The sequence below is a fragment of the Clostridium sp. Marseille-P2415 genome (genome assembly GCF_900155545.1).
Taxonomy (GTDB): Bacteria; Bacillota; Clostridia; order Lachnospirales; family Lachnospiraceae; genus Lacrimispora.
Genome location: NZ_LT732525.1, coordinates 821,111 through 834,536, shown reverse-complemented (window position 1 = coordinate 834,536; position 13,426 = coordinate 821,111). Strand labels below are relative to the sequence as shown.

General features: G+C 45.2%; 10 protein-coding genes. 9 read left to right on the top strand and 1 reads right to left on the bottom strand.

The annotated features are described in order from the left end of the window. The 9 genes from BQ9856_RS04045 to BQ9856_RS04005 all read left to right on the top strand — a co-directional run bounded on the left by BQ9856_RS04045 (nt 1) and on the right by BQ9856_RS04005 (nt 11,991). The gene (locus tag BQ9856_RS04045) at nt 1-1,080 is read left to right on the top strand and encodes a glycoside hydrolase family 88/105 protein (RefSeq protein WP_077609819.1); all 1,080 of its coding nucleotides are present in this window, start codon (nt 1-3) and stop codon (nt 1,078-1,080) included. Between the two features lie 18 nt (nt 1,081-1,098). Continuing rightward, nucleotides 1,099-2,010, top strand: coding sequence for an AraC family transcriptional regulator (locus tag BQ9856_RS04040; RefSeq protein WP_077610032.1), 912 nt, complete (start codon nt 1,099-1,101; stop codon nt 2,008-2,010). Between the two features lie 79 nt (nt 2,011-2,089). Then, nucleotides 2,090-3,349 (top strand): ABC transporter substrate-binding protein, encoded by a 1,260-nt coding sequence (locus BQ9856_RS04035; RefSeq protein WP_077609818.1) that lies wholly within the window; start codon nt 2,090-2,092, stop codon nt 3,347-3,349. A gap of 236 nt (nt 3,350-3,585) precedes the next feature. Next, a complete protein-coding gene (gene rpsL / locus BQ9856_RS04030) occupies nt 3,586-4,005 on the top strand; it encodes a 30S ribosomal protein S12 (protein WP_077609817.1) in 420 nt (139 codons plus the stop codon). Between the two features lie 177 nt (nt 4,006-4,182). Next, a complete protein-coding gene (rpsG, locus tag BQ9856_RS04025; RefSeq protein ID WP_077609816.1) occupies nt 4,183-4,653 on the top strand; it encodes a 30S ribosomal protein S7 in 471 nt (156 codons plus the stop codon). 15 nt (nt 4,654-4,668) lie between these two features. Next, nucleotides 4,669-6,789 (top strand): elongation factor G, encoded by a 2,121-nt coding sequence (gene fusA, locus BQ9856_RS04020; protein WP_077609815.1) that lies wholly within the window; start codon nt 4,669-4,671, stop codon nt 6,787-6,789. A 153-nt stretch (nt 6,790-6,942) separates the two neighbouring features. Further along, the gene (gene tuf / locus BQ9856_RS04015) at nt 6,943-8,136 is read left to right on the top strand and encodes an elongation factor Tu (RefSeq protein ID WP_077609814.1); all 1,194 of its coding nucleotides are present in this window, start codon (nt 6,943-6,945) and stop codon (nt 8,134-8,136) included. A gap of 197 nt (nt 8,137-8,333) precedes the next feature. Continuing rightward, on the top strand, nt 8,334-10,202 hold the full coding sequence (locus tag BQ9856_RS04010) for an LTA synthase family protein (protein ID WP_235839110.1): 1,869 nt from the start codon (nt 8,334-8,336) through the stop codon (nt 10,200-10,202). A 115-nt stretch (nt 10,203-10,317) separates the two neighbouring features. After that, a complete protein-coding gene (locus BQ9856_RS04005; RefSeq protein ID WP_077609812.1) occupies nt 10,318-11,991 on the top strand; it encodes a DUF5722 domain-containing protein in 1,674 nt (557 codons plus the stop codon). Between the two features lie 72 nt (nt 11,992-12,063). On the opposite strand, the gene BQ9856_RS04000 is transcribed toward BQ9856_RS04005, so the two are convergent. Then, nucleotides 12,064-13,362 carry a S8 family peptidase gene (locus BQ9856_RS04000; RefSeq protein ID WP_077609811.1) on the bottom strand — a complete coding sequence of 433 codons (1,299 nt, stop codon included), beginning with the start codon at nt 13,360-13,362 and terminating at the stop codon, nt 12,064-12,066. Nucleotides 13,363-13,426: the final 64 nt, after the last annotated feature.

The window sequence follows — 13,426 nt, the reverse complement described above, 5'->3', positions numbered from 1 at the left end:
GTGATTGAAAAAAAGGTGATTGACGAAAAACTGAACCTTGTGTCCAGGAAGATGATGACACTGAAAAACAATGGGATGAAGGAAAAGTATCCCATCAGCCTCATTGACATTAACTGCTGGGAATGGCCTCAGGGCGTGGGAATCTTCGGGCTTTATAAATATTATGAAGTCAGCGGGAAGGAAGAAATCCTGGATTTTCTGACCGGCTGGTATGATAAGCGGATCGGGGAAGGGATTCCGGAACGGAATGTGAACACCACATCTCCCATGCTGACCCTTACGCATCTTTATGAGAAAACAGGAAAAGAGGAATACCGGACCTTCATTCAGGAATGGGCGGACTGGATCATGAAGGATAAGAAGCTGATACGCACCGGAGACGGCTGTTTTCAGCATATGATAACCGGAGATCCCAATGATGATGAAATTCTCATTGATACATTGTTCATGGCTGTTTTGTTTCTCGCAAGAGCCGGTAAGCTGTTAAACCGGCAGGATTATCTGGATGAAGCCAATTATCAGATTTTAAGCCATATCAAATACCTTTTAAATAAAGAGGAAGGGCTTTTCTATCATGGCTTTAATTTTAAACGGAATGATAATTACGGCGGGATATTATGGGGAAGAGGGAATTGCTGGTATACCATTGTCGTTATGGAACTTTTGGAGGAAATTCCTCTAGATGAAGGCCTGAAACGTTATTTCCTCAATGTATATGAGAACCAGGTGAAAGCACTCAAACAATATGCGGATCCGGAAAGCGGACTATGGCATACCATCCTTAACGACAGTTCTTCCTATATAGAATTGTCTGCAAGTGCTGCATTCCTTTATGGGATCATGAAAGGCGTGAGGCTGGGAATCTTAAATAAAGAAGAGTTCTGGGAGTTTATCAGGAAAGCCATGGGAAGTCTGATGGATTATATCGGAGAAGACGGAACTGTATTAAACGTATCCTATGGAACACCCATTGGAATGGACGGGGATTTTTATAAGACGATCCCATGCTGTCCCATGACCTATGGACAGGCACTTATGATTTTGGTACTGCAGGAGGCCCTGCTTCCCTATTGGCATTAGAAAGGTTTGGTTGTGGAAATGAAAGAAAGGGTTTTTTTTGAAGAATTCGATTCACTGTACTATTTTCATGGAAGTTCCGAGAACTGGGCGATGCAGGGGTTCCATTTTCACAACCAGTATGAAATCATTTTGTTCCTTACGGATGGAGCGTTAATGGAAATAGGAAACCGCACGTACCACGTAAAAGCCGGGGATTTGTTTTTCATCAACAATAAGGAATATCACAGGACCAGCGGTCCCGAGGGAAAAAACCATAACCGCTATGTCCTGATGTTTGAACCGGAGCTTCTTACACAGATGGCGGAAGCGTTTCATTATGATTTCGCTATGTTCTTTGAAGAGCGGCCGGATCCATTTATCCACAGGCTTCATCTTGCGGGAGAAAAGCTTGAAAAGGTGGAGAAGCTGTTTGGGAAAATTGAACGGAATATGAACTCTGAGAACCGTAAGGAGTCTTCCGTAAGGGTTAAACTGTCTATTTTAGAACTGATAACAGCGGTTAATGAGATGTATCAGTTTTTTATAGAAGAAGAAAAAAACAAACATTTCGTGGGCTGGGAGGAAGAGCGGAGGAGACAGGAATTCAAGGATCCCATTTTATACCGGGAAAGGATCGAGCAGCTGAAAAAATACATAGCGGCCCATGCGGAGGAACGGCTGGATCTTGATGAGATATCCCGGAGATTTTATATGAACCGTTATTATCTGAGCCATTATTTTAAAAAGGAAACGGGCTTTACGCTTATGCAGTATGTGGCAAATCAGAAGATCATCGCAGCAAAAGCACTTTTAAAAGAAGGTCATTCTGTAACGGATGTGGCTTTGAGGCTCTCCTATAACAGCGACAGTCATTTCATCGCAGTTTTTAAAAAACTGACAGGGATCACGCCGAAAAAATATGCCCAGTTCCAAAAGAGCAATAATGAATGATTTCCTGTCTTAAATGTGCGGTTTTTTATACAGGGCAACTGATAAAATAAGGTATCAAATGAAAAAGGAGAGGTTATTTATGAGGAAAGCGGTATCATTGGTGTTGGCAGGGGCATTGGCATTTGGCTCGCTCACTGGCTGCTCCGGCGGGGGGAAAAAGGCAGACAGTGAAGTGAAAACTCTGGATGTAGTATGGTTTAGTGATGGGAAAGAGGGGGAATCCTTTCTTAAGCTGGCAGATCAATATATGACAGAGCATCCAAATATCAAAATTGAACTGATCGAGGTTCCCTATGCGGATTTAGAGAGTAAAATTAAAAATATGCTGAACGGTAAAGAAGCTCCGGCGCTGGCCAGGCTTACCAATTTAGGGCCGTTTCAGAACCAGCTGGTGGATTTAGGCCAGTATGTATCTGATAAGAACGCATTTGTAAACAGCTTTGGCGAAGGGCTTAAGTTTGTTTTTGACGGCAAGGTCCTGGCAGCCCCCATGGATGTGACTGCAAATGGACTGATTTATAACAAGACGGCTTTTGAGAAGGCCGGTGTGCCGGTTCCCCAGTCAGAGGATGAAGTCTGGACGTGGGATGAATGGAAGGCTGCCATGAAAACAGTTATGGAGAAGAGCGGCTGCAAATATGGCCTTGTATATGACAAGTCCCCTCAGCGTTTTACCACACTGCTTTATGAGGCAGGCGGCAGCTTGTTAAACGCAAATTTAAATGCGTCTAATTTCGATACGGAGGAAACCAGACGTGCGGTAAGCTTCTTTAAAGAGCTTCATGACGAAGAAATCATTCCGGCCTCTGTTTGGCTTGGCTCCGAAAATCCCAACAATTTGTTCCGGACCGGTCAGGTGGCCATGCATTTATCGGGAAGCTGGATGATCGCCAACTACAAGGACCAGATTACAGACTTTGAATGGGGAGTGACTTACCTTCCAAAGGAAGTCAGACGTTCTTCCGTACCGGGCGGCAAGTATCTGGCTGCATTTCAGAATACAGGCGTGGAAAAAGAGGCTGCGGAATTTATAGAATGGATTTCAAAAGCAGAAAATAATGCCTGGTACTGCAAAGAGAACAGTTACTTATCCCAGGTAAAGGGAAACGAGAGTCTGGATTATGAGTACGGAAAAGAATTTTTTGATATCTTTTCAAAGGAACTGGCCGCTACGGATTCCCAGCCCGGATCAGAGTGGGGGCACCAGGAGTTTACCGGAGCAGTCCAGAATGATTTAAGAGATAAGCTTATCGAGGTTCTGGCAGGGAAGCTCACTGTGGACCAGTATGTAAAAGAAATGGATGGAATGATCTCGGATACACTCAAGGAAATTAAGTAAATATGGAAACGTAAAGCCGGAAAAACGGAGCGGGAATGTATCATTAAAATTCCCCCTCCGTTTTTTCATAAGGATTGCCTGATTCAAGCCGGCATCGGTCATAACAAAAAAAATCCTTGACAGAAAAATACAATATGTATATAATGATTAGGCGTGCATAAACACGTCATGTTTTTGTGCGTAAATTAAGCTGATGATAACAGCAACCACAGACAATATCACAGGAGGTGAATGGAATGCCAACATTTAACCAGTTAGTAAGAAAGGGAAGACAGACAAGCGCAAAGAAATCCACAGCACCGGCTCTGCAGAAGGGTTACAACTCTTTACAGAAGAAGGCGACTGATATTTCTGCTCCACAGAAGAGAGGCGTTTGTACGGCAGTTAAGACTGCTACACCTAAGAAGCCTAACTCAGCTCTTAGAAAGATCGCCAGAGTTCGTCTTTCTAACGGTATCGAAGTAACAAGTTACATCCCGGGTGAGGGTCATAACCTTCAGGAGCATAGCGTTGTTTTAATCCGCGGCGGCAGAGTAAAAGACTTACCAGGTACCAGATACCACATTGTTAGAGGTACCCTGGATACTGCGGGCGTAGCTAACAGAAAACAGGCTCGTTCCAAGTACGGTGCTAAGAGACCGAAAGATAAAAAATAATTAGAACCACACATTTGAATTTTCAGTGCCGGACTTTAGATATTGAACCTGTAGGTTGCAGGATTATATATATAGAAACCGAGCGCGAACGCAACTTCAATGTTTGTGAGTACCTAGGATCTAATGAATAGCTGTGAACCGTAAAGGGTGCACGGCGATATTAAGGAGGGAAGTAACGTGCCACGTAAAGGACATACTCAGAAGAGAGACGTATTAGCAGACCCGCTTTACAATAATAAGGTTGTTACAAAGTTAATCAACAACATTATGTATGATGGTAAAAGGGGAGTTGCTCAGAAGATCGTATACGGTGCATTCGGCCGTGTAGAAGAAAAGGCGGGCAAACCAGCCGTTGAAGTATTCGAAGAAGCGATGAATAACATTATGCCTGTACTTGAGGTAAAGGCAAAACGTATCGGTGGTGCTACCTATCAGGTGCCGATCGAAGTGAAACCGGAGAGAAGACAGGCATTAGCCCTGAGATGGATCACTCTGTACTCTCGTAAGAGAGGCGAGAAGACTCAGGAGGAAAGACTTGCGAATGAGATCATGGATGCTGCCAATAACACCGGTGCTGCTGTAAAGAAGAAAGAAGATATGCACAAGATGGCTGAGGCAAACAAGGCATTTGCTCATTACAGATTCTAATAGGAGGAAAAAGCTTTGGCTGGAAGAGAATATCCATTGGAAAGAACCAGAAATATTGGTATTATGGCCCACATCGATGCAGGTAAAACTACATTGACCGAGCGTATCCTCTATTATACTGGCGTAAATTACAAAATTGGTGATACTCACGAAGGTACAGCTACCATGGACTGGATGGAGCAGGAGCAGGAAAGAGGTATTACAATTACTTCAGCTGCTACAACCTGCCACTGGACCATGCATGAAAACACCAAAGTAAAGCCGGGCGCTCTGGAGCACCGTATCAACATCATTGATACTCCAGGACACGTTGACTTTACAGTAGAGGTTGAACGTTCCTTACGTGTACTGGATGGCGCCGTAGGCGTATTCTGTGCAAAGGGCGGTGTTGAGCCACAGTCCGAAAACGTATGGCGTCAGGCTGATACCTATAACGTACCCCGTATGGCATTCATCAACAAGATGGATATCATGGGCGCAAATTTCTACGGCGCTGTGGAGCAGATCAAGACCCGTCTGGGCAAGAACGCGATCTGCATTCAGCTGCCGATCGGAGCAGAAGATGAATTCAAAGGAATCATCGATCTGTTCGAGATGAAGGCTTATATCTACAATGATGACAAGGGTGATGACATCGATATCATTGATATCCCTGAGGATTTAAAGGACGATGCAGAACTTTACCGCGCAGAGTTGATAGAGAAGATTTGTGAGTTAGATGATGACTTAATGATGGTGTACCTGGAAGGGGAAGAGCCATCTACAGAAGCATTAAAGAAAGCATTGAGAAAAGCAACCTGTGAATGTACAGCTATTCCGGTATGCTGCGGAAGCGCATACAGAAACAAGGGCGTACAGAAACTCCTTGATGCGATTCTTGAATATATGCCGGCTCCGACCGATATCCCTTCTATCAAGGGTGTTGATATGGACGGCAATGAGATCGAACGGCATTCTTCCGACGAAGAACCGTTTGCAGCTCTTGCATTCAAGATCATGACAGACCCATTCGTTGGAAAGCTGGCGTTCTTCCGTGTATATTCCGGTATCATGAATTCCGGTTCCTATGTGCTGAATGCAACGAAGGGCAAGAAAGAGCGTGTTGGCCGTATCCTTCAGATGCATGCCAACAAGAGATCCGAGCTGGATAAGGTATATTCGGGTGATATCGCTGCAGCCGTTGGTTTTAAAGTAACAACGACTGGTGATACTATCTGTGACGAACAGCATCCGGTAATTCTGGAATCCATGGAATTCCCGGAGCCGGTTATTGATATCGCGATCGAGCCGAAGACCAAAGCCGGCCAGGGCAAGATGGGCGAGGCTTTAGCAAAGCTTGCAGAAGAAGATCCTACTTTCCGTGCCAAGACCAACCAGGAAACAGGCCAGGTTATTATTTCCGGTATGGGAGAGCTCCATCTGGAGATCATCGTAGACCGTCTGCTTCGCGAGTTCAATGTAGAAGCTAATGTAGGTGCTCCTCAGGTTGCTTACAAGGAGACCTTTACAAAGACTGTAGAAGTTGACAGCAAGTATGCGAAGCAGTCTGGCGGACGTGGCCAGTACGGTCACTGTAAGGTTCGCTTTGAGCCCATGGATGCCAATGGCGAAGAGCTGTTTAAGTTTGAGTCCAGCGTTGTCGGCGGTGCGATCCCGAAGGAATACATTCCTGCAGTTGGGGAAGGTATCGAGGAAGCAACAAAGGCCGGTGTACTTGGCGGATTCCCTGTAGTTGGTGTAAAAGCTACTGTATACGATGGTTCTTACCATGAAGTCGATTCCAGTGAAATGGCATTCCACATCGCCGGTTCCATGGCGTTTAAGGATGCGATGAACAAGGGCGGCTCCATCCTTCTTGAACCGATCATGAAAGTAGAAGTAACCATGCCAGAGGATTACATGGGTGATGTTATCGGTGATATCAACTCCCGTCGTGGCCGTATCGAAGGTATGGAAGACATCGGCGGCGGTAAGATGGTTAAGGCCTATGTACCGCTTTCAGAGATGTTCGGCTATTCCACAGACTTACGTTCCAGAACCCAGGGGCGCGGTAACTTCTCTATGTTCTTTGAAAAGTATGAGCAGGTTCCGAAGAGTGTACAGGAAAAAGTTCTTGCTGATAAAAAGGATAAATAATTTCGAACAGGTTCCACTGAATTCCGGGCAGTCAAAACTGCCTGGAATCCATCAAATAGGCTTGAAAATAGTGCACAAATAGCATATAATAAAAAACAGCCTAACATAAAAATTAAAGCTCAATAGAGCATAAATTAAGGAGGACGTTATAAAATGGCTAAAGCTAAGTTTGAAAGAAACAAACCACATTGTAACATCGGTACCATCGGTCACGTTGACCACGGCAAAACTACTTTAACAGCTGCTATCACAAAGACTCTTCACGAAAGATTAGGTACTGGACAGGCAGTAGCTTTCGAGAATATCGATAAGGCTCCGGAAGAGAGAGAGCGTGGTATCACAATTTCTACTTCCCACGTTGAGTACGAGACAGAGAAGAGACACTATGCACACGTTGACTGCCCAGGACATGCGGACTACGTTAAGAACATGATCACTGGTGCTGCTCAGATGGACGGCGCTATCTTAGTTGTAGCTGCTACCGATGGTGTTATGGCTCAGACAAGAGAGCACATCCTGCTTTCCCGTCAGGTAGGTGTTCCTTACATCGTTGTATTCATGAACAAGTGCGATATGGTTGATGATGCAGAATTACTTGAATTAGTAGACATGGAAATCCGTGAACTGTTAAACGAGTATGAATTCCCAGGCGATGATACTCCTGTCATCCAGGGTTCTGCATTAAAGGCTCTCGAAGATCCAAGCGGTTCCTGGGGCGATAAGATCCTTGAATTAATGAATGCAGTTGACAGCTACATTCCAGATCCTGTACGTGAAACAGATAAGCCATTCTTAATGCCAGTTGAGGACGTTTTCTCCATCACAGGCCGTGGTACTGTTGCTACCGGTAGAGTAGAGCGTGGTACATTACACGTATCTGACGAAGTTGAAATCGTTGGTATCCATGAAGAAACACGTAAAGTTGTTGTAACCGGTATCGAGATGTTCCGTAAGTTACTTGACGAAGCACAGGCTGGTGATAACATCGGTGCATTACTTCGTGGTGTTCAGAGAAACGAAATCGAAAGAGGACAGTGTCTGTGCAAGCCAGGTTCTGTAACCTGCCATAACAAGTTCACCGCTCAGGTTTACGTTTTGACAAAAGATGAAGGTGGTCGTCATACACCATTCTTCAATAACTACAGACCGCAGTTCTACTTCAGAACAACAGACGTTACCGGTGTTTGCGAATTACCAGCCGGCACAGAGATGTGTATGCCTGGCGATAACGTAGAAATGTCTGTAGAGCTGATTCATCCGGTAGCTATGGAGCAGGGTCTTCGTTTTGCTATCCGTGAAGGCGGCCGTACAGTAGGTTCCGGTAGAGTTGTTTCTATCGTTAAATAATTAAATTTTAGAGCCGAACCCTTTATTTATAGGGGCTTCGGCTCTTTCTTTTTGTCTTGCAGCACTAATTCCTTACTGCTGAATGTGGAGTTTTTTGGGGAAAGCCAAGGAAATGTTGTTATAAATTGTCTATTGCTGGCGAGGCCTCTTTATGGTACGATTAAATTATTCTGTATTAGAAAAAGAGGATGTTATTTGTGACAAAGCAACGACTATTAAAGTGGTGTAAAACTGCAGGTAATTTTATAACGGGCACCATTCTGCTTCTGATTCCCTGTATTTCTTTTCTCCTGTTCGAATATGTAACGGGAAATCTGGCCGCTATTCCCCTGTCCAAGGCCATTCTGAACATAAGCTGGGTCTACATACTGTATCTGGTGGCATTCGCTGTCAGCGGTAGCACAAGGATAGCCATACCGGTTGTATCTGTCCTTCTGTATGCTGTATCCGTGGCAGAATATCTGGTTGTAGGGTTCAGAGACAGACCGATCATGTTCTGGGATGTACTGGCTTTTCAGACTGCGATGAGTGTAGCTGGAAATTATGAATTCGTATTAACGGAGGAAATGTATCTTTCATGCCTGGCGGTCCAGGCTATTTGTCTGTTTGCTCTCATATTTCCCAAAAGAGTAAAGGGGAAAAAGATGCGTTTGTTTTTCGCCGGAGGAAGTGCGGGTGTGGTCATCAGCTTTGGTTTATGGTTTTATACATATTTAATCCCATATATGGGCCTTGGAATTAATATGTGGGCGGTTAATGAAACCTACCAGGAATACGGCTATGTGCTGTCAACCGCGGTTTCCTGCAGTTATGCGGTAAAAAAGAAGCCGGAAGGCTACAGCCTTTCAAAGGTAGAACAGATTTATGATTCCATACGGGAAGAGAATCAGGTCCTGACGGCCTCCGCAGGAGATGTGGATGCAGAAGGGGAAAATACGGTATCGCCGGTAAATATTATCTGCATCATGAATGAGAGCCTTTCTGATTTAAAGGCGGCGGGGGAATTTGAGACGAACCGGGAATATTTTCCTTTTTTGAACAGCTTAAAGGAGAATACGGTGAAGGGAAGCCTCTGTGTTCCTGTTTTTGGCTCCATGACAAGCAACTCTGAATTTGAATTTCTGACAGGGGATTCCATTGCGCTTCTCCCTGCCAACAGCATTGCTTATCAGTTCAATGTTAAGCCGAATACGTACAGCCTTGTGAGTACCTTAAAGTCACAGGGCTATGAAACGGTCGCCATGCATCCATATCCGAAGGAGAACTGGAATCGGGAGGAATGCTATCGGAATATGGGCATTGATGAATTTTTCGATATAGAAGAATATGAAGACAGAGAACAGTTGAGGGATTATGTCAGCGACCGTGCAGATTATGGGAAGCTGATCGAAAAGGTGGAATCCAAAGAGGATCCCACAGATAAACTGTTTCTTTTCAATGTGACCATGCAGAACCACGGAGGTTATGAGTCCCAGTATGATAACTTCAACCAGGAGGTATGGCTGACCGGAGATCTGAAAGGAAAATATCCCAAGGCAGATCAGTATTTATCCCTGATGAAACGGTCCGATGAAGCTTTGGAATATTTGATTTCCTATTTTGAACAGAGTACAGAGCCTACCATGATCGTTCTGTTCGGGGACCATCAGCCGAGTGTGGAGGATGAGTTTTTTGACGAGATTGCCGGAGTGCCCAGCAGTGAAGTTTCCAATAAAGACCGTCTGATGTGGTATCAGACTCCGTTTATTATCTGGACCAATTATGAGACCCAGCCGGAAGAAAAAGGGAAAATGGGGGCAATTTATCTGTCCTCAGAGCTGTTAAAAAGAGCCAGGCTTGAGATGACGCCTTTTCAGAAGTTCCTTTTATCAATGGAAGAGACATTTCCGGTGGTGCATCCGATCGGATGCTATAATAAGGCCGGAACCTATTACACCTGGGAGGCATTGGAAGAGGAAGGAAGCCCTTATCGGGGATTGATAAAGGACTATGAGTACCTGGTATATAACCACATATTTGACGGAAAAAAATATAAGGAGATGTTTACTCTGGGGATTGGAAATTAGTGGATGCGCCTTAAGGTTTTATTACAAATAAGTAATAAAAACGTTATTGTAAAAATCAGGGAAATTGGTTATTATTGTATAGGATCTGATAATGACTACATGGAGGAATGCGAAGATGAAGAAAATAAATATAGGCAGGACCGTGACCGGGCTGCTTTCCGCCGCGTTTTTGTGCTGTGCTTCTGCCTTTGTTTCATTGGCGGATGTAGGTGCCGCCGGAGTACAGGCTACGATTCAGTCCTGTTTGATTAGTTCAGACAAGAATACTGTGACAGTTAAAGTGTCCGGCAGCGCCAATATGGAGGGAACGGATGGCGTTCTCTATCTGGTAGAGATGCAGCCGTACCAGACCAATCTGGATGGCAGAACGGATTATGCAGCATCTGCAGCACCGGGAGATACGGTTTCATTTACGTTTCCGTTAAACCGCAATACAGCCCAGGACAGACTTTACAGCAAGTTTGTTGTGGCTGTCTGGGATGGAACGAAGTACATAGAGATCAGCAAGCCTCATTATATTACAAACCCTGAGATGGTTGCAGCCAATGCGCAGCCGTTTAATGATCCGCTGACCAAGAAGGGCTTAAACATCCAGCTTAATATGCTGGGCGATGCATTTGAATTAGGTGTTAAGCACGTTGCTACCAATATTTCCTTTCACCAGATCCTGGGTCAGGGCATTGACTATCAATACGATGGAAAGACGTATCATTTTGATAAGAATGCGATCGCAAGCTATGATGAGACCATCAGCGCCTTATCCGGGAAGGGTATGACCGTAACTGCTATTATCTTAAATGGCTGGAACGAGGCAACACCGGATTTAATCTATCCTGGAACTAAGAAAAATGCCAATGCATTTTACTATATGTTTAATGTGGCAACACAGGAAGGCCTGGACCAGACCAGAGCCATAGCTTCCTTCCTGGCAGAACGGTACAACGGTACCAATCCGGACCACGGCAAGATTTCCAACTGGATCATCGGCAATGAGATCAATAACCAGCAGTGGAATTACGTAGGAGCCAGAGATATTACCAGCTACGTTCAGGCTTTTCAGAACGCGTTCCGTGTCTTCTACACGGCAATTAAGAGTACCAGTGCCAATGACCGGGTATATTTCTCCCTGGATTATAACTGGAACAATGAGATTGACAACAAGGTAAAATATGGCGGAAAAGCCATTGTAGATTACTTTAATTCCATTGCCAATGAACAGGGGCAGATGGACTGGGGCCTATCCTATCACCCATATCCCTGTCCCATGACAGAGCCGGAATTCTGGGATGATGACCAGACCGGGCTGTTTACCAATGATTTTAACTCACCGGTCATCAATTTCAAGAACCTGACGACTTTGACTGATTACATGGCACAGGATGCTTTAAAATCCCCAACCGGACACGTACGCCATATCATTCTGACAGAGCAGGGATTTACAGCAACGAGCCAGACAAGGGGCAATGTAGCGCAGATCCAGGCAGCAGCTTATGCCTATTCCTATTACCTGGTTGACAGCAACCCATATATTGACGCTTATATTTTAAGCCGGCAGGTGGATGCCCCTCTGGAAGTGAGAAGCGGCTTATCCTTTGGCCTTTGGGAATGTGCCATGGACCGCGGCGATGATATCGTAGCTACAAAGCGCCGTAAGATATGGGAGGTATTCCGTAATATTGATAAAAAGAAATATACACTGGAATCTACCGAATTCGCAAAATCGATTATCGGGATTGAGAAGTGGTCTGATGCCATTCCTAACTTCAGGTGGAGATCATTGGAGAAATAATAAGTAATTAAAAAGATACTGCAGAAAGGTTTTTGTCATTCCTTTCTTACAGTATCTTTTTTATGTTTTATTTTATTGCCAGGCCAGGGCGGCATATGCATCCAAAAGGCCTCCGCTTACCATCTTCCCTGAAAGACTGTCTAACTTCCTGCTGGAGTTTAATATGATATTCTTTACATCGGACAGGGTAATATCCTGCCGGTAGGAGTAGAGCATGGCAGCCACGCCTGTTACCATAGGAGCCGCCATGGAGGTACCGCTCATAAAGCCGTAGGCGTTCCCTGGCACGGTGCTTAATATGTAGCTGCCGGGAGCTGCGATATCGACGCTGGTCGCGCCGTAATTAGAGTCCTTGCTTAAGCTGCCGTCAAACAGGAGATTTGCTACGGAAATCACGTTATCGTAAGGGAGGGAGGACGGATATACCGGATAGGTGTCCGTATCATATCCAAGTCCGGAAACGCCTCCGTTTCCGCAGGAAACTACAAATAACATGCCGGAATTTCTTATTGCCTGGGCCAGTTCTTCGCTGTAGGATGAGGTTCCCATGCTTAAGTTGCAGATGGACGCCCCGTTTGCTTCGGCATATTTGATCGCCTTAATCACCGCCTCCGGAGAGCCGACACCGTCTTCACCGCCCAGCGCCTTTAACGGCATGATTTTTACATAATTGTTATCCGTAATTCCTGCAATGCCATAAGCTCCGCGGGCGGCACCGATGGTTCCTGCCGCATGGGTCCCGTGACTGTCCTCGCTGCCGACGAAAACCTGATTGTTACCGGAAAAAAAGTTCCAGCCGTGAATGTCATCCACAAATCCGTTTCCATCGTTATCAATGCCGTCCCCGTCGATTTCGCCGGGGTTTGTCCAGATGGCATTCTTAAGCTCCAGATGATTGATATCAATGCCGGTATCAATGATGGCGACGGTGACAGAGCGCTTGTTCTGAGCTTTATCATACAGATCCCAGGCAGGCTGGATGTTGATGTCAATGCCTGTGACTGCTTCTGTTACTTTTGATTCATAATCTCCGGGCCCTGGCTGAGAGTTGCCGATGCCGGCCTTTAACTTCCGTCCGTCGTAAATATTGTCTACGGACTGAAATTTTGATTGCAGTTCCACCAGGCGGAATTCTCCGTCATTTTTTAAACCCCACTGGTAGGTGGAAAATTCATCCGAAGGCGATAGGTTTACAAGGCCAGGGCCAAGAGCCAGGGACTTAAGAGCCTGTCCGCTGTCAGATGAAAATGATTGAAGCGCGTTGGTTATAGTCTCCTTTCCGCCTTCCTGCGGCGTCAGGCTGACTGGAAGAGACAGTCCTGCAAGTAGGAAAGCAAGGGATAGACAGGCAGCGCGAGTTGTTTTTTTCATGTTTTCTTTCTCCTTATATATGAAGCGATCATCCAGATTGTTCCTATTATACCATAAACCCTAC